Origin of the sequence: Streptomyces venetus (assembly GCF_039540295.1) — a bacterium.
Lineage (GTDB): Bacteria > Actinomycetota > Actinomycetes > Streptomycetales > Streptomycetaceae > Streptomyces > Streptomyces venetus.
Window position 1 is genome coordinate 498,141 of record NZ_BAABET010000003.1, and the last position, 21,971, is coordinate 520,111.

Below are 21,971 nucleotides of genomic sequence, written 5' to 3' on the forward strand. Positions count from 1 at the left end.
GGAGGCCGCGACACCGCTACCGCAGCGCAAGCCCTGCCCGGTCGGTGTCCCCCTGCGGCGCATCCGCGTCCGCATCCGCATCCGCGTCGGTGTCCGGTTCCACGAGGTGCGGCCCGCTCCCCGCCGGGTCCAGGGCGACGGCCACGTGCGGTGCGGCCACGCACGGCAGGAGCAGGTGCCACAGGTCGGTCAGCGAGTGCCGACCGAGCCAGCCGTGGTCGTCCCGGGACAGCACCTCGAGGCCGGTCGTGGCGGCGAGGACGACGGCGATGGTGCGGTGCGGCGGCACCCCGGCGGCGAGTTCGCCCTTCCGCTCCGCCTCGGCCAGCAGCTCCTGCACGCACTCCCGCCACTCCCGGCGCAGGTCACGCACCCGCCCGGTGGCCGCCTCGGCGTTGAGCCGCAGCCCCGCGCGCACCACGACGTCGGCGCGCAGCAGCCGGCCGACGTGGTGGGTGACGTCCACCAGGCGCTGCAAGGCGCACCCGTCACCACCGCGGCTCCGGGACGCGGCCCGGCGCAGGGCGCGGGCGGCGACGTGCTCGACGGCCTCGGCCACGGCGGCCTTGTTCACGAAGTGGAAGTGCAGCGCGCCGGAGCTGACTCCGGCTCCCGCACTGATCTCCGCCAGGCTGGCCCTGACGTATCCCCGTGACTCGAAGTGCTCGGCGGCCGACCGGATCAGCGCGAGACGGGTCCGGACGGCCCGGTCCTGTTTGGTCACCCGTGGCTCCCCTGCACGGCTCTGATGGGCGACGCAATGAAACCAACTCGATGGTTTTTCTACAACGCGGGGGCGGGCGCGGCGCCTTGGGCCGGCCTCACGCCCGCAGATACGCCAGCACGGCCAGTACCCGGCGGTGCGTCCCGTCCGCCGGCGGCAGGTTCAGCTTGGTGAGGATGCCGGAGACGTGCTTGCCCACGGCCGCTTCGGACACGACCAGTTCGCGGGCGATGGAGCTGTTGGACCTGCCCTCCGCGATCAGCGCCAGCACCTCCCGCTCGCGTGGGCTGAGCCGCTCCAGGGGATCGCGGCGGCGACGCAGCAACTGCCGTACGACCTCGGGGTCGACGACCGTGCCGCCGTCGGCGACCTCGCCGAGCGCCTCGACGAACTCCTCGACCTGGCCGACACGGTCCTTGAGCAGGTAGCCGACGCCCGTGCCGTCACCGGAGTCGAGCAGTTCGGCGGCGTAGCGGCGCTGCACGTACTGGCTGAGGACCAGGACGGGCAGCGCGGGCCGCTCCGCGCGCAGGCGCACGGCCGCGTGCAGGCCCTCGTCCTGGAAGCCGGGCGGCATCCGCACGTCCGTGACGACCACGTCGGGGTCGTGCTCCCCGACGGCCGTGACCAGTGCCTCGGCGTCCCCGACGGCCGCTACGACCTCGTGTCCGCAGCGGCCGAGCAGCCCGACCAGTCCGTCCCGCAGCAGCACGCTGTCCTCGGCCAGGACCACGCGCAGCGGCCGGTCGACTCGCAGCGTCACGGCCGCTCAACTCGCAGGTTCACAAGGGATCTCCACACGCAGCAGGGTCGGCCCGCCGGGCGGGCTGGACAGGGAGAGTCTGCCATCGAGCACCGACACCCGGTCGGCGAGTCCGGTCAGTCCGCTGCCCTCCCCGGCCCGCGCGCCACCGCACCCGTCGTCGCGGATCCGCAGCACCAGCCGGCCGTCGCGGTGCCCGCCGCTCACTTCCGCCCGGCTCGCCCCGCTGTGCCGGCCCACGTTGGCGAGCGCCTCGCACACCACGAAGTACGCGGCGGCCTCGACGGCTTGGGGCAACCGTCCGGGCAGCTCCAGGTCGACGTCCACGGGCACGGCCGAGCGGTCGGCGGCGTCGGCCACGGCGGCTTCGAGGCCGTAGTCGGCGAGGACCTTGGGGTGAATGCCGTGGATGAGCTCGCGCAGTTCCGCCAGGGCCGTGCCCGCCTCCGCGTGCGCCTTGGCGAGCTGGTCGGCCAGGGGGCCGGGCGGGGTGTCCAGCCGGGCCAGGCCGAGGGTCACCGTCAGGGCGACGAGCCGCTGCTGGGCCCCGTCGTGCAGATCGCGCTCGATGCGCCGCCGCTCCGCCTCGAAAGCGTCCACCAACCGCACGCGGGACCGGGCCAGTTCGACCACCCTGGCCCCCAGGTCGGCCTCCCGCGAGGCGACCAGCAGCCGTGCGAGACCGGCCCGGGCACCGGCCGCGACACCCAGCAGGTAGGCGCCCACGACCAGCAGGGCCAGCCCGAGGACGGCGAAGCCGAAGGCCGCCGGCCAACCGGACACCAGCCACACCTTGAGCACCTTCGCCTCACCGGCGATGGCCACGATCAACGGGGTCGCGACCACGGTCAGGGGGCCCAGCAGGAAGACGGTGAACGCGAGGGCGTCCACCGGCCACAACAGCCCCGCGAACAGCAGGGCGTGGCCGAACTCGCGCCAGGTGGCCCGCTCCCGCAGCCGCGTCCACAGCCAGGCCCGCAGACCCGGCTCCCCGGGCCTCTCATGCGGGTCGGGCGCCGGGCCCGGGTCCACCAGCCGCAGCCGGAGCCGCTCCAGCGCCGCCACCGGAATGCCCGCCAGAGCCGTCCCCAGCAGCAGCGGCAACCCGACCAGCGCCAGGGCGAGCACCCCGCCGGCCGCCACGGACGTCACGATCCCCACCAGCACGAAGACGCCGGTCACCGCGCCGGTGAGCAGGTAACCGGCCGACCGCCAGGGCCACGCCGACAGCAGATAGCCGGGCCGGGCCATGGCCCGCCACACGTTGGGAGGGTGCATGCGGATCACCGTAGAAGCCCCTCGCGGCCCCGGCCATGGGCCCAGAGGGAGGCCCGGGGGTAGGCCTGGCCCTACCCCAGGTCTAGGCCCCGCCGCACTGCGCCGGCCCGCCCCCGCCCGGTTTCGTGGAAGCGACATCGACACGAGGTGGGAAAGCCATGACACACGCAGCACACGACGCCGTCCGGCTGGACTCGGTCACCAGGACGTACGGCCCCCTGAGGGCACTCGACGGGGTCTCCCTGGCGTTGCCCGCCGGGACGTTCACCGCCGTCATGGGCCCCTCCGGCTCCGGCAAGTCGACGCTGCTCCAGTGCGCGGCCGGCCTGGACCGGCCCACCTCCGGGTCGGTCACCGTCGGCGGCACCGAGATCACCGGGCTGAGCGAGCGGCGGCTGACCCTGCTGCGCCGCGAACGCGTCGGGTTCGTGTTCCAGGCGTTCAACCTGCTGCCCACGCTGACCGCCGAGCAGAACGTGGTCCTGCCCCTGCGCCTGGCCGGCCGCCGCGTCCCGAAAGCCCGGGTGCGCCAGGCGCTGGAGCAGGTCGGCCTCGGCGACCGGGCCCGGCACAGACCGGCCCGGCTCTCCGGCGGCCAGCAGCAACGCGTCGCCCTGGCCCGGGCGTTGATCACCCGGCCGGAGGTGCTGTTCGCCGACGAGCCGACCGGAGCCCTGGACACCCGGACCGGCCACGAGGTGCTCGGGCTGCTGCGCGACATGGTCGACCGCGACGGCCGGACGGTCGTCATGGTCACGCACGATCCGGTGGCCGCCGCGTACGCCGACCGCGTGGTCTTCCTCGTCGACGGGCGCGTGCACGGGGAGTTGACAGCTCCGAGCGCCGACGCCGTCGCCGCGCGCATGACCCGCCTGGAGGCCGTCCCGTGCTGAGCGTCGCCCTGCGCACCCTGCGCACCCGCTGGGTCACCTTCACCGGCAGCTTCGTCGCGCTCGCGCTGGGCGTGGCCCTGCTCACCGTGACGGGCCTCGCCCTCGCCTCGTCGGCCGCCGCCCCGCAGCGCGCGCCCGAACGCTTCGCGGCGGCGCCGGTCGTCGTCAAGGGACCGGACACGCTGCGCGTCCCCACACCGACCGGCGACCGCGAGGCCCGGCTCGCCCACCCGCGCCCGGTGCCCGCGGCGGCCGTCGCGCGCCTGAAGGAGCTGGGCCGGGTCGTCGAGGACCGGTCCTTCGCCGTGCGCGCCGAGGGCGGCCCCGCCGATCTCGTCGGCCACCCCTGGTCCACCGCCGCGTTCGCCCCGTACGACCTCACCGCCGGCCGGGCACCCCGCACGGCCGGCGAGGTGGCCGTCACCGGCGACTGGACACGCCCCGGCGCACGACTCGGCACCGACCGGGGCACACTGCGCGTCGTCGGCACCCTCACCTCGCGGGGCTTCGAGCACGCCGTGTTCTTCACCGACGCGCGGGCCGCCCACCTGCGGCCGGTGAGCCATCAACTGGTCGTCGACGCCGAACCGGCCGCCGTACGGGAGGCCGTGCGGGACAGCGCCCAGGTGCTCACCGGGGACGCGCGCCGCCTCGCCGACACCGACCCCGACCGGGACGCCGAGGCGCTCACCGCGATGAACGCCCTGTTCGGCACCGCCGGCGGTGTCACCGCCTTCGTGTCGCTCTTCGTCGTGGCGTCGACGTTCGCCTTCGCGGTCGCCCAGCGGCGCCGGGAGTTCGCGCTGCTGCGCTCCGCCGGGGCGAGCCCGGGCCAGATCCGCCGGACCGTCCTCGCCGAGGCCCTCGCCGTCGGCGCGCTCGCCTCGGCCACCGGCTGCGCGCTCGGCTCCCACGGGGCACCGCTGCTGGCCGCGTGGGTGGTCGACGAGGGCCTCGCCCCGGCCTGGTTCACCCTGGTCGCTGCCACCTGGCCTTACCACGCGGCCTTCTGGACCGGCCTGCTCGTCGCACTGTGCGGGGCGACCGCGGCCTCCTGGCGGGCGGGCCGCACCGGCCCCACCGAGGCACTGCGCGAGGCGTCCGCCGACAGCGGGACCCTGCCCCGGGGCCGCCTGCTGTGCGGTACGGCCCTGCTGCTGACCGCCGCGGTGACCCTGGCCCTCGCGCTCACCGGCGACCCGGGCGACCTGCTGCACCGCAAGACCTACGTCAGCCGGCCCATGCTGCTGATCAGCGCCGCCGCCCTGCTCTCCCCGCTCGTGCTGCGTCCCCTGGTCAGGCTGCTCGCCCCGCTGCCGGGGGCCTGCGCCCTGCTGGTGCGGGAGAACACCGCCGCCGGGGTACGCCGTACCGCCGCCCTCGCCGCCCCCGTCCTGGTCACGGTCGCCCTCGCGGGTTCCCTGCTCGGCGCCACCGCGACCCTGAACGGGGCGAGGGCCGCCGAGACGGACGAACGCACCACCGCCGCCTTCGTCGTGACCCCGGCGGGCGGAACGGGCTTCGACGCCAGCACCCTGCGCAAGCTGCGGGCGGTACCGGGCACGGTCGTCTCGCCCTCGTCCTCCACGGCCGTCCACGTCCTGGAGGACGGCGTGGCCCTGGTGCGCTCCGAGGCCCGTGCCGCGGCCCCCGGCCCGCTGGCGGCCACCGCGCGCCTGCCGCTGTCCGCCGGGGAGGTGGGCGGCCTCGACGACGACTCGATCATCGTCAACGAGGAGTGGCAGCGGCACCGGGTGGGCGAGCGGGTCCGGGTATGGCTGGGCGACGGGACGCCGCGCACCCTGCGGATCGCCGCGGTGATGACCACCGGCACGGGCGGCAACGGCGTCTACCTCACCCCGCGCAACGCCCCCGGCGCCACGGTCGACCGGGTGGACGTGGCCCTGGCCGCCGGGGCGGAGCCGGGAGCCGTGGCCACCGCCCTGCGCACGGCGCTCGGCGCCGGGAACGGGCAGGTCCTCACCCGGGACCAGTGGATCCGGGACAGCCACCCCGGCACCAACCGCACCACCCGCCTCGGCCTCCTGCTGGTCCTCGGCATCGCCCTGCTCTACACGGGCATCTCGGTGTCCAACACCATGGTCATGGCGACGTCCGACCGGGTCCGCGACCTGGCGGCGCTGCGGCTGGCCGGTGCCACCCGGTGGCAGGTGCTGCGGCTGACCGGCGCGGAGGCCCTGGCGGTGGTGGCGGCCGGCGCGCTCCTCGGCCTCCTGGTCGCCGCCGTGAACCTGGCCGGAATGGGGGGCGCCCTCGCCCTGCTGTCGGCCCCGGCCGCGATCACGCTGCCGTGGCAGGCCCTGGGCATGACGACGGCGGCCTGTGCCGTCCTCGCCGTGGCCTCCGCGACCGTCCCGGCCGCGCTCGCCCTGCGCCGACGCCCGGTGGAGCTGGCGGGTGTGCGGGAGTGACGTACCGCGCCCCTCGCGTGCTGATCCCGGCCACGGTCAGACGACGAGTGGTGCGGGACATGGTGGCACGGTGCGTGGCTGGTGGCCGTGGCTGCTGTACGTCATCGGCCTCGTCCTGAGGCTGGCGGGTACACCGCTGCCCCGGCCGGCGCGCCGACCGCTACCCGCAGCGTCACTGCCATGCCCGCAGCGGCTCACGGTCCTGCTGCACCGGGCCCAGCCCTGCGCGCCGTAACCACACGGCACTCCACCGCACCACGTCACCATGCACGCCTGGCTTCGGCGTGCCTTAACCGACACCGGAGTGTTCGCTGTGCCCGCATGTTCTACGTTTCCTGCTGCCGATCAGCGCTCACGATGCTGCTGTGGTCGCTGCGGCCCGGACGTGAGGCCCGCGAGGACATTGAGGAGGGGGAGGAGAAGGGGCGGGCTGATTACCTGGGCTTGACGCCTGTCGATCGTCACAGCGCCAGTGGCATTCCGGTCGGGAGCCGCCAGAGGGCTTGGCTGCACCGCGGCTGACGAACACTGGTGGGTGGAGTCCCAGGGTTCCACCGCGCAGCCCCGTGGACGAGGGCTGATCAGTCATGCTCTCCATTGGACGCGAGGCTGAAGCCCCGAACCTTCCATACCGGACCGCCGCCCTGACCGCCCCCGGTGCGCCCTGGCTGCCTCGCACGGTGTAGCGCCCCGGGGCTTCGAGGCTCTGAGCGGCGGCTTCATATGCCCAGAGGACGTTGTCAGGGCGGCTCGGTCGGCTGCCTGAGAGGCTGGCCGAGCCGTATGTTCCAGCGCCCCACACGCCCGCTGAGCTCCGTTGTGGACAGAGGCGGGACGTCGATCCGCCAGAATGCCGACTCTGGGGCGCCGAGCACTCGCACCCCCACGGCCCGCACCACCTCCGGCTCCACCACGGCGACGCTCCGGCCTGCCGACTCCGCGGCCGACTCCATCCACGCGGCGATCCGATCGCAGAAGTGCCGTACCGACTCTCCGCCGTGTGGTGCCGACTCCGGATCCGCCAGCCACTCGCCCACTGCCGCCGGCTCCTGTGTGCTCACCTCGGCCAGGGTCGCGCCACGCCAGCGCCCTACATCCAGCCCGGCCAGCTCGGGTACGACAGTCGCGTCCAGATCGAGAGCCTTCGCCGTTTCACGACAGCGCACTGCTGGAGCGACCCAGGCACGGTCCACCGGCGGAAGGCCCTCAGCCGATGCCCGTGCAAGCTTCAGGCCGGAGGCGTCCAACGGGCACCCGTCGTCGAAGCGGGCCTCCCGCAGCGCCGCGCTGATGGCTGGTGAGATCAACGTCACTCGGCTCGTCATACGTCCGCCCTGGCCTCCAACGCCGCTGCTGTCTCAGGCACTTCACAGCCCCCGTGCCTCAATGTCGTGCTTCCACGCGCCCTTGGCCGACCGCTCCCCGCGCGGTACCTTCTCGTCGATATCGACGACGGATTTCGCGGAAGCCGGTGGAATTCCGGCACGGTCGCGCCACTGTAAGCCCGGTTCGCACCCCTGGTGCGGGCCGCGCAAGTCAGACCCGCCCCGTCGTCCTGTGCACCACCGAGACGGGACGCGAGTTCCCCAGGAGGGCCTGCCATGGCGCAGTCTGTCGCTCAGCCGACCACCACACCCACCGCCGTACCCGCCAAACTGCCGATCGGCGCCATCGCGCCCTGGGCGGTCTTCTTCGGCATCCTGATGCTGGTCCTGCTCTACTTCGTCGGGGTCGAGCAGAGCGCCACCTCCGTGATGAGCGGAGAGGACGTTCACGAATGGGTGCACGACGCCCGCCACCTGCTCGGCTTCCCCTGCCACTGACGGCAGCAGGGAACGCACGAGCCCATGAACTCGGCAACTGTCCGCAAACTTCTGGTGCGCGGCATGCTCGCGGGACTCGCCGCGGGCCTGCTCGCGCTCCTCGTCTCCTACTTCCTGGGTGAGCCGAGCGTCGACGCGGCGATCGCCTATGAGGAAGCGCATGCCCACGAACACGAACACGGCGTGGAAGTCGTCAGCCGCACCGTGCAGTCCACTGCCGGCCTGTCGACCGGTGTACTCATCTATGGTGTCGCCTTCGGCGGCATCGCCGCCCTCGCGTACTGCTTCGCGCTCGGCCGTATCGGGCGCTTCGGGCCGCGTGCGAGTGCACTGCTCCTCGCGGCCTCCGGCCTTGTCGCCGTGTACGTCGTGCCGTTCCTGAAGTACCCGGCCAATCCGCCCGCGGTCGGTGATCCCGACACGATCGGCCAGCGCACCACGCTGTACTTCCTGATGATGGTGCTCGGGGTGCTGCTCACCGTCGGCGCGGTGATCCTGGGCAAGCGCCTGGCGCCACGGCTGGGCAACTGGAACGCAACGGTCGCCGCGGGCGCGTTCTTCGTCCTGGCCGTCGGGCTCGCGTACGCGTTCCTGCCGTCCTTCAACAAGGTCCCGGAGCACTTCCCGGCCGCCGTGCTGTGGGAGTTCCGGCTGGCCGCGCTCGCCGTACAGGTGACTTTGTGGACTGCCTTCGGGCTGGTCTTCGGAGCTCTCGCCGAACGGGTGATGGCTCCCTCGAGGGCCGGTGCCGGTGAACAGAGCAGTGGCACACGGAAAGCCCCCGTGCCGCAGTGAGCACGTCCTTCCGACGGCCCCGACCGGAGACTCCGGCGGGGTCGTCCACCGCGTTCGGGACACAGTCGGCGTTCGGGACACAGCCGTCACCGGTTGGATGCTCCCGGCGCGGGCCCGTGCTGTGCGGGCAGCGCGGCTCCGACCCGTGGGCCCTGGCCGCGGGGCTCCGAACAGATCGGGGCCTGGGGGACGTCGTCGCCGTACTTCGTCAGGGAGCACACGGTCTTCGCCGAGACCTTCCATGTGTCTCCCTGCCGCACGGACGTCCCCGGGCCGTCCGGTTCGACCTTCCGGTCTCCGGAGAACAGGGTGTAGTCGATACGGGCGTGCAGACCGGAGGTGAAGGTCACCGCATCGACGCGCACTCGTAGGGCGCGGGTCTTGGGGTCCTTGGCGAGTGCCTCGATCATCAGCTGGTACAAACCGCCGTTCTCAGCGACGTCCGTTTTCTCCTCGACCGAGGTCTCCGGGCTGAAGAAGCGAGCCCAGGAGTCGCGGACCTGCTCCTCTGCCTCTGCCGGATCCTCGGGGGCGGTTGCGGTCGGCGTGGGGGTAGCGGAGGTGGTGGGCGGGAGGGGGCGAGTCGAAGTTCCGGCCGGTGTCGAGAACGGGACGGGCTGGGGCCGGGGTTCGTCGTCCGTGCAGGAAATGACGGATGACGAGAGCGCGGCTGCCATGACGACGGCGCAGAGCGATCGCCGGCCTGGCCCCATGGCCTCTTCCTCCTCGAAGGTGTCTCTTGTCCCGTGTTCCCCCCCTTCCCCGCGCTCATCCTCCACACGGCATGGTGTGCGGCATCCCGGGCATCGAAGGAGTGTGAGCCCGTGGATACGGCGCGCCGCGTGGGCCGTCGCAGTGGTGGCCGCGGCGGTCGCCGTGCTCATCGCCGCCTTCTGGGGCATCCAGAGACTCTGATCCGGTGGATCGGCGGTGCTCAGCGCGCCGGATCATGACCCTGTGCTGTCGATTCATTACGATGCGTGCGTGATCAGTCTGATGGCCGCCAGCCGCGCTCAGCGCCGCCTCGCGCCGTCTGTCCTCTTCATCGGACTGATCCTGCTGGTAGCCACCCACTTGCTGGGTGCGCATGCGCCGGGCTTCCTGAGCCCCCATAGGCCGCTCACCGTGACCGCTCCCGCAGTGGAGGCCGCGGCGCCGGTGACGCTCGGGGCCGCCCATGGACACACACATGGTGACACCGGGGAAGTTCTCGACCATGCGGTTGACCGCGTGAGGGGCGAGGCAGACCTCCCGGCCCGCACGCCTCAGCCGGCCGATCCGGTCGTCGACCGCCCCGTGCCGAGCGCACTTCCGGGCCGTGACGGCGCTAGGGACGATGCCCGCCCACCCGCACACGGCCGGTCCATGTGCGCCCAGCACTGCCTCTGGCGGCAGTAGGCGACCCCCACGCCGTGACCGGGTCCGCGCCCCGAGGCAGCGGATCGCGGCTCGGCGTGCCCGCGCGCCCCCACACCGCCAGCACCGCGCCCGCCCGACCGGCGGACGCGAAGGAGCCCTACGTTCATGGACCTCTCCCTGCTCGAATCCTCTTCGGCCCTCGGGGCCGTCGCCCCCGCCCCGCAGATCGCCGGCCGCCCGGCCCACCTGGTGGGCAACACCCCGATCCTGTGGATCGACGAGCCTTTCGCCCCTTCAGGCCACGGCTTCTTCGCCAAGCTGGAGGGCGCCAACCCGGGCGGCATCAAGGACCGGCCCGGCCTGCACATGGTCCGCGAGGCGCTGCGCCGCGGCGATCTCGTACCCGGCGCTCCGATCATCGAGTCCTCCAGCGGGACCCTCGGCCTGGGCCTGGCCCTGGCCGGACTGACGTACGGCCATCCGGTCACCGTCGTCACCGATCCCGGCATGGAGCGGTCGGTGGTCCGGCTGCTCACCGCCGTCGGAGCGCGGGTCGACATGGTGAACGCGCCTCATCCCGACGGCGGCTGGCAGCAGGCCCGCCGCGCGCGGGTCGCCGCCCTCCTGGATGCCGCTCCGGGCGGGTACTGCCCGGATCAGTACCACAATCCCGACAACACGGCCGCCTACCGCCCGCTGGCCGCCGAACTCGTCGCCCAACTCGGCCGCATCGACGTCCTGGTCGCGGCGGTGGGTACCGGCGGGCACTCGGCCGGCACGGCGGCGGTGCTTCGCGAACGCTGTCCCGAGCTGAGGCTGATCGGGGTGGACTCGATCGGCTCGACCATCTTCGGCCAGCCCGCCGCGCCACGCCTCATGCGGGGGCTCGGGTCGAGCATCCACCCCACCAACGTCCATTACGACGCCTTCACCGAGGTCCACTGGGTGGCACCGGCCGAGGCGGTGTGGGCCTGTCGCCAGCTGGCCCGCCGTCACTACGCGTCCGGCGGCTGGAGTGTCGGGGCCGTTGCGCTGGTGGCCGGGTGGGTGGCGCGGACGTATCCCGCAGGCACCCGGATCGCCGCGATCTTCCCGGACGGCCCGCACCGCTACCTGGAGACCGTCTACAACGACGCCTGGTGCCTCGAACACAACCTGCTCGCCCATCAGCCCGCGCCGGGGCCCGACGAGATCGCCGAGCCGGACGAGTGCGTGGTGAACCGCTGGACCCGGTGCGGCCGGGTGCGGGATCCGCTGGGGCGCGAGGCGGCGGCGCAGGCAGGTGTCCGATGAGGCGGCTGTGGGCCCAGGTGGCCTCCTTCGACCGGCCGGCCCGGCTGCTGATGGTCAACCAGTTCGCCATCAACCTGGGCTTCTACATGCTGATGCCCTACCTCGCCGACCATCTCGCCCACGGCCTCGGACTTGCGGCGTGGGCCGTCGGCCTGGTGCTGGGCGTGCGCAACCTCTCCCAGCAGGGCATGTTCCTGGTGGGCGGCACCCTCGCCGACCGCTACGGCTGCAAGCCGATGATCCTGGCCGGATGCGCCCTGCGGACGGTCGCCTTCGGGCTGCTCGCGATGGCGGGAAGCCTGCCGGTGCTGATCTTGGCCTCGGCGCTGACGGGTCTGGCCGGGGCGCTGTTCAATCCGGCCGTGCGTGCCTATCTGGCCGCCGAGGCTGGTGAGGATCGGCGCGTGGAGGCGTTCGCGGCCTTCAACGTCTTCTACCAGGCGGGCATCCTCGTCGGTCCTCTCGCCGGGCTCGCCCTGCTGGCCTGGGACTTCAGCGCGGTGTGCGCGGTCGCGGCGCTCATCTTCGGCGTGCTGGCCGTCCTGCAGTCACGTGCCCTGCCCGCACGGCCGCCGGCCGACCGCGGTGCCGAGCCGGCCTGGCGGGCGGTCGCCGCCGACTGGCGCACCATCGCCGCCAACCGGCCCTTCCTCCTCTTCGCCGCATCGATGAGCGGCTCGTACGTCCTGGCCTTCCAGGTCTACCTCGCCCTCCCGCTGCGGGCCCGCGACCTCTTCGGCGAGCGGGCCGGGCTGGTGACCGGCGCGATCTTCGCCGTCTCGGCGCTGGCGGCCCTGTCGGGCCAGCCGAAGCTGACGGCTTGGGCGAAGCGGAACCTGCCCGGACCCAGGGCGATCGTGTGCGGGCTGGCGGTGATGGGCGCGGCCTTTCTGCCTCTGCTGCCCGACTCGCGCGACACGGCCCTCGGGGTGGGTGCCTTGATGGTGTGCGCAGCGCTGCTCGCCTGGGGCGGTGCGCTGCTCTACCCCTTCGAGATGGACACCGTCGTACGTCTGGCCGGCGATCGGCTGGTCGCGACGTACTACGGCGCCTACAACACCGCCTCCGGTATCGCGATCTCGCTCGGGAACCTCGCCGTCGGGGCACTGTTCGACGTGGGCGTGTCCTGGCTGCCGTGGGCCGTGCTGGCCACCACGGGGTTGGCCTGTGCGGCGCTGGTGGCTCAGTTGCACCGTGCCGGATACCTCGTGCCGCGGCCAGTGGCCGTGCCGGCGTCGGCAGCAGGCGATGTCGGTGCCGGCTGACAGCGTCGCCCCCACGACGAACTCAGCTGCCATCACCGCTTACTGGGACGCCGCCGCCGACGTGTTCGACGAAGAACGGGATCATGGCCTGCGCCATGAGACGACCCGAACGGCGTGGGCCCAGCGCCTGACGTCCTGGATGCCTGACGCAGCCGCGGACGTCCTCGATGTGGGGTGCGGCACGGGGTCGCTCTCCCGCCTGCTGGCCGAGCGCGGTCACCGGGTCACCGGGGTGGACTGTGCTCCGAAAATGGCCGACCAGGCCCGGGACAAGTTCACGGCAGCCGGCCTTCCCGGCCGATTCATGGCGGGCGACGCCGCCGATCCGCCCACCGAGGCGGACCGGCTCGATGTCGTCCTGTCACGCCATCTGCTGTGGACTCCGCCCGACCCCGAGTCCGCACTGCGCGCCTGGATCGCCCGGCTCCGTCCGGGCGGCAGGCTCATCCTGGTCGAGGGCCGGTGGAGGGAGGCAGGTCAGACCGGCAAGCCCTACGTGGCCGGTGCCGAGACGCTGCCCTAGGCACCGGCGCCGAGGACCCGTCCGCCGCTGTACGGCCCCTGGTGGCCGACCTGCGCGTCGAAGGCCTCAGTCACCAGAGCGACTTGTGGGGGCACCCGGTCAGCGACGAACGGTACGGGCTGATCGCCAGGATCTGATCACAGGAGAATCGCAAGCCGTCGAGTGCTGATCCGGTGCTCGACGGCATCTCCTCACCGGTGTGCGTGCAGCCCGTCGGGCAGGTGGTGGTGCCGGTGCCGCCAGCCGCCCTGCACGCGAGCCGCATCCACCAGATGGGGATGGCCGTCGTGGAGGTCGTTGTGCTCGTGCTCGACCGGGCCCGGTGCCTGCGACGGCCACAGCCGTGCCGCGAGCAGGGCGGACACCAAGGCGATCGAACCGAGCGCGGCCACCGCCGATCGCATCCCCGTGACCGCGCCGAGCCAGCCGGCCAGCGGATACGTCAGCAGCCAGCAGCCGTGCGAGAGGGAGAACTGCGCCGCGAACGCCGCCGTCCTCTCCTCGGGAGGAGCAGCGCGGCGGATCAGACGGCCGGCCGGGGTGAGAACCATCGAGCACCCGGCGCCGAAGGCGGCCCAGGCGAGCAGCAACGCGGTCCAGCGCCGGCCTCCGCTGCCGGCCGCCGTGATCACACCGAGCCCGGCGAACACGACGGTGAGCAGCTGGACTCCGCGCAGCATCACCGAACGGTCGGACACCCGCTCCAGCAGCCGGGGAAGCAACAGGGCCACCACCATCGAGCCGCCGCCGAACGCCCCGAGCGCCAACGACAGGTCCGCCGCACCGCGCCCGAACTGGTCGCGGACGTAGACCACGCTGTTGACCGTGACCATCGCGCTCGCCGCCGCCACCGCCAGGTTCAGCACGAGCAGGGCACGCAGCTCCGGCCTCGCGAAGAAGAGGCGGGTCCCGGCAGTGGCCTTGGCGTACGCGCCGCCCGTGCGTGACACAGCCGCGGCGACCGGCTTCGGCAGGACCGCCGAGACCACCAGGGCCGCCGAGGCGAGGAAGCCGGCCACCGTGCCCAGGAACAGCCAGTTGTAGGTCACCAGCGACAGCAGCACTGCGGCGAGAGCCGGGCTGAACAGGCTCTCCAGGTCGTAGGCGAGTCGGGACAGCGACAGGGCCCGGGTGTAGTCGCGTTCGGCCGGCAGCACGTCGGGGATGACCGCCTGGAAGGTCGGCGTGAAGGCGGCCGACGCCGACTGGAGCAGGAAGATCAGGACGTAGACCTGCCACACCTGGTCCACGAACGGCAGCATCAGCGCCACCGCGGCCCGGACCAGGTCCGCGCCGACCATCAGGGCCCGGCGCGGCAGCCGGTCGGCGATCGCACCGATCACCGGTGCGATCGCCACGTACGCCACCATCTTGATCGCGAGCGCGGTGCCGAGCACCGAACCGGCGTCGGCGCCCGCGATGTCGTACGCCAGCAGACCGAGCGCGACGGTGGCCAGGCCGGTGCCGACGAGGGCGATGACCTGGGCGATGAACAGGTGCCGGTACGTGCGGTTGCGCAGGACGCAGAGCATGCGGCGGTCCCTCGGCGGGTTGGGAGACGAGCACGGCCGGCTTCACAGTACCCATAAGTGCGCACCTGCGCACATGTTGGCTTCAAGCCGAGATCCCTGGCGCCCACATCTGCCCGCTGTGGCCTCTACGCTGTCTGCATGCCTGCTCGCGAGTCCCTGCCAACTGCACCTGGTGCGCATCTGCGTCCCCCGGACAGCGCGCGCCTGGCGGAGGCGACCGAGGTGTTCGCGATGCTGTCCGACGTGACCCGGCTGCACCTGCTGTGGCTGATCGCCCAAGGAGAGTCGGACGTCGGCTCACTGGCCGAGCGGTGCGAGGCGTCCCGGACGGCGGTGAGCCAGCACCTGGCGAAGCTGCGGCTGGCGGGCCTCGTGGAGACCCGCCGCGACGGGCGGCACATCTACTACAGCCTGCGCGACGGGCATCTGCGGCGGCTGGTGATGGAAGCGCTGAGCCACGCCGACCACCGGGTGAGCGGCCAGGCCCCGCACGACTGACAGTCGGCCGGCACAAGGCCTACGACGTCGAGGGGCTCGGCCCGGTGTACGGCTTGGACGGGTAGCCGGTGTCGAAGTGCATGTAGTCGGGCACGTCGATGTTCTGCCACACCCAGCCTTCATTAACGAAAGTGCGCCAGACCAGGCCGCCTTTGAGGATCTTGCCTTTGCCCTCGGTGCGTGCGCTGTGCTCCGCGCTCGGCTGCCAGCACTTGCAGCGCAGGTCCTGCCAGGGGTTTTCCAGCGGGTTGATGTCGATGGCGCGGCCGTTGGCGTGCGGGGATTCCTTGGTGGGGGCGTTGATCTGGTTGGCGCGGCGGCAGTTGAAGGCGGCGGTGTTGTCGGCAGCCAGGCTCGCGGTGTTGTCTCCGCCGTACTCCTCCAACGGCTTCATCTGCCGAATGGGGAACTTCGCATCGAAGAGTTCGGTGAAGACGCGCACGACGCTGTCGGCGGTGTCCGCGTTGACGACGAGCACCCCCCGGTGGACCTTGCCGTCGAAGCCGTGGTGGTTGATCTCGACGCGGCGCAGCTGATCGGGCGAGGTCACCGGGCAGCCCTTGCGCACCATCCCGGCGTCCTTGATCTTCTGCCACTGCCCGGCGGGGACCGTGCGGACCGCCGCGTCGGCGGAAGGCGCGGGGGGCGGCGCCGGGGCGGCGGTCCCAGGCCGGGGCTCGGCGGTGCCGGTCTCGGCGGCGGCGGTGCAGGCCGTGGCCAGGAACGCGGCCGCCAGCACGAGCAACGGCCAGGGACGGGAGGTGCGGATCACTGCGCTGTTCCTCTTGGGGCTTCGTGGGAGAGGTCGTACTCGTACGCGAGAAGGGTCCGGCCTTCAGGAGTGCGGGTCTCACCCGCGAACCGCCAGCCGAAGCGCTCGTAGTAGCCGCCGGCGCCGTCGGTCCCGGCCGCGGTGACCAGACTCATCCGGGCGCACCCGGCCGAGACAGCGTCTTCAATGAAGCGGCCGATCAGTGCCGACCCCAGGCCGTACGAGCGGACCCGGCCGAGGACAACGACATGAGCCAGGACGGCGGTGACCCCGGCGCGAGGTGGGACATCGGCGGTCGGCTGTATCGGCTCGTTGCGGCCGGGCATGAGCTTGCGCACGTAGCGGCCGAGGCGGGTCCGGACGAAGTGCAGGGCCAGGCCGGGACGGACGGAAAGGGAGGCGCAGGCCCGCAGGGCGAGCCCCCGGCCGTGGACGCGGACCACGTGCTGCCGGTGGGCCACGGGATCGGTGACGCCGACCAGGAAGCCGACGGGCCGGCCGTCGGCTTCGGCGATGTAGGCCCGCGCGTGGGGGCTCGTCAGGTACGTGCGGTTGTAAGCCGTCAGGTAGCGCAGCCCGAGCCGGGCGAAGAAGCCGTCGGGGAAGTGGGCGCGGTGCTCGGCGACCACGAACGGCAGGTCCTCCGGCCCCATCGGACGCAGTGCGCAGCCGAAGGGGGTGCCTCGGCTGGGGGTGCGCGATGGAGGGACGCGGCCGACGGGACCGGAGGGGTCGAGGGCGGGCAGGGCAGGGCTCAGTGGCGCGGATGCGCCTCGATCGACGTCCACGAAAGCAAACTACTACGGCACGTAGAAGTTCTACAGAGGGTAGAAGTCCGATCGTGAGTAAAATTTCTACGCGGCGTAGAAAGTAGGGCGTCGGCGCCCGGCGGCTCCCTGTACCGTCGGAGCGGCGCCGCAGAGACCGGCGGCGTGGGACGAGAGACGGAGACGGGCGTGATGAGGCCGTTCGGCGAACTCGAAGCCGAGATCATGCGGGTGATGTGGGCAGGCCGCGAGCCGCTCAACATTCATGAGATCGTCGACGCCCTCCACCGCGACGGGCGCCAGTCGGCCTACACCACGGTCATGACCGTGACCGAGCGCCTGCGCACCAAGGGCTGGCTGGAGCGGGTCAAGCAGGGCCGCTCCTTCCGCTACAGCCCCCTGCGCAACGCCGACGACTACTCGGCCGAACTCATGGAGCAGGCACTGGAATCGTCCACCGACCGGGAGAGCGCCCTGCTCCGCTTCGCCGGGCGCCTCGACGCGTCGGAGGCCGCGGCCCTGCGCCAGGCGCTGGCGGACATGCCGGCGGACCCGGACACCGGCGGCTGAGGCGGCAGGCCATGCTCGTCATCGCCGGACTGCTGGTGTACGCGGTCCTGATCGGTGGGCCGCTGGCCGCGCGACTGGCCAGGGCCGACTGGGTCAGCCGTCACCCTCAGGCGGCCCTGCGGCTGTGGCATGCCTGCGCCCTGGGGATGCTGACGTCGGTGACCGGAGCTCTCGTTCTGGCCGCCCACGACCTGTGGGAACACGGCATGGTGTGGCTCTTCCACGCGGACAAGCCGTTGATTCACGCCGCCTACGGAGGCACCTGGCAGGCGCGAGGAATGGCGGACGCGGCGCTGCTGGTCCTGCTCCTGGGCGCGGGCGGACTGTCGGCCATCGCGGTGCGCAGATTCGTGCGGGTCAGCCGCGAGCGGGACCGCTACCGGCTGACCGCCGACGCGCAGGGCTCTCACGACCGCGACGGCGACCCTTCGCTCCGCGTGCTGGCGCACTCGGCTCCGACCGTCTTCTGCATCCCCGGAGCGCAGGGCCGCTCCCGCATCGTCGTCACGACGGCAGCCCGTGACCTGCTCTCACCTGCCGAATACGCCGCCACCCTCGAGCACGAACGGGCCCACCTGCGGCTGCGTCACCACCGGTCCATGCTCGTCGCGGACATCCTGACCGCGGCCCTCACCTGGACGGGCCTGCTGCGGCCGTACGCGGATCAGGTGCGCCGCCTCGCGGAGATGGCAGCCGACGACCAGGCGGCACGGCGGCACGGTCGGCGCACCGTGGCCTCGGCGCTGCTGGGGATGTGCGAGGCGGCGCCGTCCGGGGTGGTCGGTGGATCGGCGGCGGCGATGACGGGGCCGGACCCTGCCGAGCGCATCCGCCGTCTGATCGCGCCATCGGCGGTGTCACCGAGCCCACTCGCCGGTGCTCTCGTCTCGGCCGCTGCCGTCGCTTCGTTCCTGTTGCCGGCGGCGCTCGCCCTGGCACCGGCGGTACTGCTGTTCGGCACGGCACACATAGGTGGGTGAGCCGACCGGCACCGGCAACGGGACGGCCCGGCCTCCCTGCTGAGGGTCGGCCGGGCCGTCAGATCAAGAACTACTCGGACGCGGCGGCCCGACGGCGTACGAGATACACAGCGCCGCCGGCCACGACGACCACCGCGAGAGCGATGCCTGCCCAGGCACCGGCCGACAGCCCGCTGTCGTCGTCCTTCTTCTCGGCCCGTGCGGACGAGGAGGCCGGGGACTCGGCCGCCTCGGGGGTGGGCGCCGGTGAGGGCGCCGTCTCGGTCCTACTCGGCGACGGGCTGATCGGCTTCGCGCCGGGTGCGGCCGCCTTCAGCTTCAGGAACGGCGCCGGGTTGTCGCTGTTCTCGTCCAACTCGATCCAGCGGTCGATGCGACCGTCCTCGTAGGTCTGGAGCGTCTTGAACGGCAGCTCCTTCGCGTCCGGCAGTTGCTTGACGACGATGGAGTACTCGGCGTTGACGCCCTTCTTCACCGCCGGTCCTTCGATGGTGTAGCCGTCGTCGGCGGAGGTGAACTTCCAGCCCTTGGGGCCTTCCCCGTAGGTCACGTCGGCGGGCGCGATGCCCTCCGGCAGCACCACGCGCAGTTTGGTGATGCCGGCGGTGTCGGACTCCGACTCGGCCTCGAAGGAGATCTCGACGTTCTCGGCGAGGGCCTGGGCCTTGTCGGACTCCACTTCGACGTGGGCGGAGGCCGGGCCGGCGGTGACAAGGAGCGCGGTCGCGGTCGCCGCGGTGACAAGGGTCAGACGGCGGAGCGCACTGTGCTTGATCTTGGTGTGGGACATGGGTGTCTCCAGGCAGGGTGGTGGCGCGGGACGGCGCGAGGGCTGTCCCGGCAAGATCAGATGGCGCGAGTGAGCCCCGCCCGGGGAGGGCCCCGCCGTACCACCACGTCTGCGAGCACCGTCCCCTTCAGGGGCGGGCGTTCCAACCAGGGGTGGACGAGCACCGGCGGCGTGGTGTGCGCCGGTGCTGTTCGCTCCGTGAACAGCCTCCCCGCCGTGGCGATACGTGCGCACGCCCCCTCGACGGCACTCGTCACACCGCGTGTCAGAGACCAGAAGGCGGTGTCCGCCCGGTGCAGGAGCACGGCGACCAGTACGGCCGCTATTGCGTGCACCGCGGTCATCGCCAGCGAATCGTGCACTTGGTCGTGCCAGGCTGTGTGGGTGTCCACGGCGTGATGCGTGTGCCCGGACATGGCCATGGACGACGTAGCGTCCGGATGCTCCGCCATGAGCCACAGGTGCAGGGCTGTCTGTGCCGCGCCGCAGGCCGTCACGACAGCGACGAGCGGGCGGGGACGTCGCGCACCCGCAAGGCCGGCCCCGAAGAGCACCGCGGCCCCCAGCACCGACTGCCGCCACGGCACCGGCCCTTCTGCAACCAAGTGGTGCGCGCTCACCCCGAGCACCGTCCCGACGAGCGCGAACACCGCCGCTCGCAGAACGGGCAGCGGCGCGGGGCGCGTCGTCGTACGGAGCTTGGTCATGGCCCGCCCATCATCCGGCATCCTCCGGTCGGAGCGGGTGCTGGATCCCTTAAGAGGCGGCTCGTCCGGAAAGCTCTTGATCGCCTGATGCCGGCAGCAGGGCCGTACCGCGGCTTCTCACCGGCACCTGACCGCCGCGGCGGCCACCCTCCCGGCCCTACTCGCCAGCCGCCTCGCCCCTGCTGTGACCGTCTTGAGTGGTCGTCGGGCGAACTGGCGGGAACAAGAACAGCGCTGCGCCTTGGCCGCCTCACCGCCTCTCGGCGCCTCAGTACAGGTAGACGTCGACAGCCAGGGCCACCAGGCCGACGAGCAGAGCGTAGGCGACCGTGTGGCGGGCGGATTCGTGGCGGAGCGGGCCAAAGCCGAGGGCGAGGGCGGCAGTGGCGAGGGCGAAGACGCCGGAGCCGGTGTCCTGCCGGCTGACGGGGAAGACGGCCAGGGGCGCGTCGGTGAAGAACCGCTCTCCGTGGGCGGCGCGCAGGACAGCGTTCCGGTATCCACCTGCCGCTCATCGACCCGGAACGAAGCGAGGAGCTGGACCCCGACCGGCCACCTGGCGCCAGCGGCATAGATCGATCCGACCCCGGCTCTGGCAGCAGCGCGAGGAGCAGGCCCCACTCGTGAGTTAGCTCACGTGTCGGGGCCTCCCGTGTGATCGGACCAGGCTGTGTCATGCTTCACAGCGATCATGGAAACGAGAAACGGGCCCCTGCGGTGACTTCCGTCACCTGCAGAGACCCGTTTCGTCGGTTTCTCACTGTGCGCGAGGGGGGAGTTGAACCCCCACGCCCTTGCGGGCACTGGAACCTGAATCCAGCGCGTCTGCCTATTCCGCCACCCGCGCATTGGGTGTGTCCTGGGCGTTGGCCCCTTGGGGGCTGGCGCCTTCCGACACCCAGAACATTAGCACGCTGGACGGGGTGGGTTCACATCCCTTCTTCCGCAGGCAGGAGCCCCGCCGAACCTTCGGTGTCCTGCCCACGTATCAACGCGTACTGCTTCACGTATCAACCTCGTACCGGTACCGCCTCTCTGCCCAGGAGGCGGTCCGGGTCCACAGTCGGGTGCGGGACACTGGTCCACAGCCGCCTCTACGATCCTTGCGAGGAGTACACGAAGCGGTTCCGCGCAGCAGTGACACCGGAGGAGTTCGAAGGAGAGCCCCACAGGGAACTTCGTCATGCGTCGACACCCGTCGACCGGCCTGACAGGGGGAACCAGCCGATCGAGCGGCGCGTGGATACGATCAGTAAGCAGTACCAAGCACAGGCAAGCGGCCCGCAGGGCAGTACACAGGACGGCAGCGACGGAGGAGGTGCCCCATGGGAGTCCTGAAGAAGTTCGAGCAGCGTCTCGAAGGTCTGGTCAACGGCACCTTCGCCAAGGTGTTCAAGTCCGAGGTCCAGCCCGTGGAGATCGCGGGAGCACTCCAGCGTGAGTGCGACAACAACGCCACCATCTGGAACCGTGACCGCACGGTCGTGCCCAACGACTTCATCGTCGAGCTGAGCACACCGGACTTCGAGCGGCTCAGCCCCTACTCCGGCCAGCTCGGCGACGAGCTCGCCGGCATGGTGCGCGACTACGCCAAGCAGCAGCGCTACACCTTCATGGGCCCGATCAAGGTGCACCTGGAGAAGGCGGAGGACCTCGACACCGGCCTGTACCGGGTGCGCAGCCGTACGCTCGCCTCCTCCAGCAGCCAGCAGGGCGGCCCGGGAGGCGGCGGCGCCGCACCCGCCGCCCCGCAGGGCGGACGCCCCGGCGGCTACGGCTACCCGCCGTCCGCCGCGCCCGCCGGCGCCCCGCCCATGCCGTCCGCGCCGCCGCCCGGCGGCCGTCCCGGCGGTTACGGCTACCCGCAGCCCGCGGGCGGCCAGCGGCCCGCGGCCGCCCCGACAGCCTCCGGCGGACGTACCCGCCACTGGATCGAGATCAATGGCACCCGCCATCAGATCTCCCGCGCGACGCTGGTGCTGGGCCGCAGCACCGACGCCGACGTGCGGATCGACGACCCCGGCGTCTCCCGCCGGCACTGCGAGATCCGGACCGGAACGCCCTCGACGATCCAGGATCTCGGATCCACCAACGGCATCGTGGTGGACGGGCAGCACACCACCCGCGCTACGCTCCGCGACGGCTCGCGGATCGTCGTGGGCAGCACCACCATCATTTACCGGCAAGCCGAAGGGTGAAGCGGGGGC

General features: G+C 72.2%; 20 protein-coding genes, 1 tRNA gene, 1 pseudogene and 1 riboswitch. Of the genes and pseudogenes, 11 read left to right on the forward strand and 11 right to left on the reverse strand.

Annotated features, from left to right (window positions below):
- Window positions 1-16: 16 nt before the first annotated feature.
- The 3 genes from ABEA82_RS12105 to ABEA82_RS12115 all read right to left on the reverse strand — a co-directional run bounded on the left by ABEA82_RS12105 (window position 17) and on the right by ABEA82_RS12115 (window position 2,738).
- Window positions 17-724 carry a ScbR family autoregulator-binding transcription factor gene (locus tag ABEA82_RS12105; protein WP_345661413.1) on the reverse strand — a complete coding sequence of 236 codons (708 nt, stop codon included), beginning with the start codon at window positions 722-724 and terminating at the stop codon, window positions 17-19.
- A gap of 97 nt (window positions 725-821) precedes the next feature.
- A complete protein-coding gene (locus ABEA82_RS12110; RefSeq protein ID WP_345661705.1) occupies window positions 822-1,481 on the reverse strand; it encodes a response regulator in 660 nt (219 codons plus the stop codon).
- Between the two features lie 12 nt (window positions 1,482-1,493).
- Complete coding sequence (locus ABEA82_RS12115) at window positions 1,494-2,738, reverse strand: sensor histidine kinase (RefSeq protein ID WP_345661706.1); 1,245 nt, start codon at window positions 2,736-2,738, stop codon at window positions 1,494-1,496.
- 185 nt (window positions 2,739-2,923) lie between these two features.
- Here ABEA82_RS12115 and ABEA82_RS12120 point away from each other — a divergent pair, with 185 nt between their 5' ends.
- Together ABEA82_RS12120 and ABEA82_RS12125 are read left to right on the forward strand one after the other, a co-directional pair.
- Window positions 2,924-3,658: an ABC transporter ATP-binding protein gene (locus ABEA82_RS12120; protein ID WP_345661414.1), complete on the forward strand. Its 735-nt coding sequence runs from the start codon at window positions 2,924-2,926 to the stop codon at window positions 3,656-3,658.
- A complete protein-coding gene (locus ABEA82_RS12125; RefSeq protein WP_345661415.1) occupies window positions 3,652-6,090 on the forward strand; it encodes an FtsX-like permease family protein in 2,439 nt (812 codons plus the stop codon). Before ABEA82_RS12120 ends, ABEA82_RS12125 begins: the two co-directional genes overlap by 7 nt.
- Window positions 6,091-6,830: 740 nt before the next feature.
- Here the strand turns inward: ABEA82_RS12125 and ABEA82_RS12130 are convergent.
- Window positions 6,831-7,415 carry a histidine phosphatase family protein gene (locus tag ABEA82_RS12130; protein WP_345661416.1) on the reverse strand — a complete coding sequence of 195 codons (585 nt, stop codon included), beginning with the start codon at window positions 7,413-7,415 and terminating at the stop codon, window positions 6,831-6,833.
- Window positions 7,416-7,526: 111 nt separating this feature from the next.
- Window positions 7,527-7,656: riboswitch (cobalamin riboswitch) on the forward strand.
- A gap of 35 nt (window positions 7,657-7,691) precedes the next feature.
- Between ABEA82_RS12130 and ABEA82_RS12135 the strand changes: the two genes are divergently transcribed.
- Window positions 7,692-7,913, forward strand: a complete 222-nt coding sequence (locus tag ABEA82_RS12135) for a CbtB domain-containing protein (protein ID WP_345661417.1) — start codon at window positions 7,692-7,694, stop codon at window positions 7,911-7,913.
- 24 nt (window positions 7,914-7,937) lie between these two features.
- Window positions 7,938-8,708, forward strand: a complete 771-nt coding sequence (locus ABEA82_RS12140; RefSeq protein ID WP_345661418.1) for a CbtA family protein — start codon at window positions 7,938-7,940, stop codon at window positions 8,706-8,708.
- An 86-nt stretch (window positions 8,709-8,794) separates the two neighbouring features.
- Here ABEA82_RS12140 and ABEA82_RS38835 read toward each other — a convergent pair whose 3' ends face one another.
- Window positions 8,795-9,421 carry an MTB12 C-terminal domain-containing protein gene (locus tag ABEA82_RS38835; protein WP_486389417.1) on the reverse strand — a complete coding sequence of 209 codons (627 nt, stop codon included), beginning with the start codon at window positions 9,419-9,421 and terminating at the stop codon, window positions 8,795-8,797.
- Between the two features lie 811 nt (window positions 9,422-10,232).
- Between ABEA82_RS38835 and ABEA82_RS12150 the strand changes: the two genes are divergently transcribed.
- The 3 genes and pseudogenes from ABEA82_RS12150 (at window position 10,233) to ABEA82_RS12160 (ending at window position 13,285) form a co-directional block, all read left to right on the forward strand.
- Window positions 10,233-11,360 carry a PLP-dependent cysteine synthase family protein gene (locus ABEA82_RS12150; protein WP_345661420.1) on the forward strand — a complete coding sequence of 376 codons (1,128 nt, stop codon included), beginning with the start codon at window positions 10,233-10,235 and terminating at the stop codon, window positions 11,358-11,360.
- Window positions 11,357-12,625, forward strand: coding sequence for an MDR family MFS transporter (locus ABEA82_RS12155; protein WP_345661421.1), 1,269 nt, complete (start codon window positions 11,357-11,359; stop codon window positions 12,623-12,625). Before ABEA82_RS12150 ends, ABEA82_RS12155 begins: the two co-directional genes overlap by 4 nt.
- Window positions 12,609-13,285, forward strand: a pseudogene (locus ABEA82_RS12160) (class I SAM-dependent methyltransferase). Before ABEA82_RS12155 ends, ABEA82_RS12160 begins: the two are co-directional and overlap by 17 nt.
- A gap of 54 nt (window positions 13,286-13,339) precedes the next feature.
- On the opposite strand, the gene ABEA82_RS12165 reads toward ABEA82_RS12160, so the two are convergent.
- Entirely contained in the window at window positions 13,340-14,680 is a 1,341-nt protein-coding gene (locus ABEA82_RS12165; protein ID WP_345661422.1) for an MFS transporter, read from the reverse strand.
- A gap of 138 nt (window positions 14,681-14,818) precedes the next feature.
- Here ABEA82_RS12165 and ABEA82_RS12170 point away from each other — a divergent pair, with 138 nt between their 5' ends.
- Window positions 14,819-15,178, forward strand: coding sequence for an ArsR/SmtB family transcription factor (locus ABEA82_RS12170; RefSeq protein WP_345661423.1), 360 nt, complete (start codon window positions 14,819-14,821; stop codon window positions 15,176-15,178).
- A 19-nt stretch (window positions 15,179-15,197) separates the two neighbouring features.
- Here the strand turns inward: ABEA82_RS12170 and ABEA82_RS12175 are convergent, their stop codons facing one another.
- Window positions 15,198-15,950: a M15 family metallopeptidase gene (locus ABEA82_RS12175; protein ID WP_345661424.1), complete on the reverse strand. Its 753-nt coding sequence runs from the start codon at window positions 15,948-15,950 to the stop codon at window positions 15,198-15,200.
- On the reverse strand, window positions 15,947-16,738 hold the full coding sequence (locus tag ABEA82_RS12180; RefSeq protein WP_345661425.1) for a GNAT family N-acetyltransferase: 792 nt from the start codon (window positions 16,736-16,738) through the stop codon (window positions 15,947-15,949). The genes ABEA82_RS12175 and ABEA82_RS12180 overlap by 4 nt, the downstream gene beginning before the upstream one ends.
- Before the next feature lie 144 nt (window positions 16,739-16,882).
- On the opposite strand from ABEA82_RS12180, the gene ABEA82_RS12185 reads away from it, so the two are divergent.
- Together ABEA82_RS12185 and ABEA82_RS12190 are read left to right on the forward strand one after the other, a co-directional pair.
- Window positions 16,883-17,287: a BlaI/MecI/CopY family transcriptional regulator gene (locus ABEA82_RS12185; RefSeq protein WP_425588510.1), complete on the forward strand. Its 405-nt coding sequence runs from the start codon at window positions 16,883-16,885 to the stop codon at window positions 17,285-17,287.
- Between the two features lie 11 nt (window positions 17,288-17,298).
- Window positions 17,299-18,267, forward strand: coding sequence for a M56 family metallopeptidase (locus ABEA82_RS12190; protein ID WP_345661426.1), 969 nt, complete (start codon window positions 17,299-17,301; stop codon window positions 18,265-18,267).
- Window positions 18,268-18,337: 70 nt separating this feature from the next.
- On the opposite strand, the gene ABEA82_RS12195 is transcribed toward ABEA82_RS12190, so the two are convergent.
- From ABEA82_RS12195 to ABEA82_RS12205, 3 genes are all read right to left on the reverse strand, one after another.
- Entirely contained in the window at window positions 18,338-19,057 is a 720-nt protein-coding gene (locus ABEA82_RS12195; RefSeq protein WP_345661427.1) for a DUF1775 domain-containing protein, read from the reverse strand.
- Window positions 19,058-19,113: 56 nt separating this feature from the next.
- A complete protein-coding gene (locus ABEA82_RS12200) occupies window positions 19,114-19,764 on the reverse strand; it encodes a hypothetical protein (protein ID WP_345661428.1) in 651 nt (216 codons plus the stop codon).
- Between the two features lie 763 nt (window positions 19,765-20,527).
- Window positions 20,528-20,611: transfer RNA gene (locus ABEA82_RS12205), tRNA-Leu, on the reverse strand.
- A gap of 478 nt (window positions 20,612-21,089) precedes the next feature.
- Between ABEA82_RS12205 and ABEA82_RS12210 the strand changes: the two genes are divergently transcribed.
- Window positions 21,090-21,962 carry an FHA domain-containing protein gene (locus tag ABEA82_RS12210; protein WP_345661429.1) on the forward strand — a complete coding sequence of 291 codons (873 nt, stop codon included), beginning with the start codon at window positions 21,090-21,092 and terminating at the stop codon, window positions 21,960-21,962.
- The last annotated feature ends 9 nt before the right edge of the window (window positions 21,963-21,971 follow it).

Bases quoted from the DNA above. Each gene is read 5' to 3' on its own strand.
- ABEA82_RS12115 (WP_345661706.1), bottom strand. From the start codon at position 2,738: ATGGCCCGGCCCGGCTATCTGCTGTCGGCGTGGCCCTGGCGGTCGGCC.
- ABEA82_RS12120 (WP_345661414.1), top strand. From the start codon at position 2,924: ATGACACACGCAGCACACGACGCCGTCCGGCTGGACTCGGTCACCAGG.
- ABEA82_RS12130 (WP_345661416.1), bottom strand. From the start codon at position 7,415: ATGACGAGCCGAGTGACGTTGATCTCACCAGCCATCAGCGCGGCGCTG.
- ABEA82_RS12135 (WP_345661417.1), top strand. From the start codon at position 7,692: ATGGCGCAGTCTGTCGCTCAGCCGACCACCACACCCACCGCCGTACCC.
- ABEA82_RS12140 (WP_345661418.1), top strand. From the start codon at position 7,938: ATGAACTCGGCAACTGTCCGCAAACTTCTGGTGCGCGGCATGCTCGCG.
- ABEA82_RS38835 (WP_486389417.1), bottom strand. From the start codon at position 9,421: ATGGGGCCAGGCCGGCGATCGCTCTGCGCCGTCGTCATGGCAGCCGCG.
- ABEA82_RS12150 (WP_345661420.1), top strand. From the start codon at position 10,233: ATGGACCTCTCCCTGCTCGAATCCTCTTCGGCCCTCGGGGCCGTCGCC.
- ABEA82_RS12155 (WP_345661421.1), top strand. From the start codon at position 11,357: ATGAGGCGGCTGTGGGCCCAGGTGGCCTCCTTCGACCGGCCGGCCCGG.
- ABEA82_RS12165 (WP_345661422.1), bottom strand. From the start codon at position 14,680: ATGCTCTGCGTCCTGCGCAACCGCACGTACCGGCACCTGTTCATCGCC.
- ABEA82_RS12170 (WP_345661423.1), top strand. From the start codon at position 14,819: ATGCCTGCTCGCGAGTCCCTGCCAACTGCACCTGGTGCGCATCTGCGT.
- ABEA82_RS12190 (WP_345661426.1), top strand. From the start codon at position 17,299: ATGCTCGTCATCGCCGGACTGCTGGTGTACGCGGTCCTGATCGGTGGG.
- ABEA82_RS12195 (WP_345661427.1), bottom strand. From the start codon at position 19,057: ATGTCCCACACCAAGATCAAGCACAGTGCGCTCCGCCGTCTGACCCTT.
- ABEA82_RS12200 (WP_345661428.1), bottom strand. From the start codon at position 19,764: ATGACCAAGCTCCGTACGACGACGCGCCCCGCGCCGCTGCCCGTTCTG.
- ABEA82_RS12210 (WP_345661429.1), top strand. From the start codon at position 21,090: ATGGGAGTCCTGAAGAAGTTCGAGCAGCGTCTCGAAGGTCTGGTCAAC.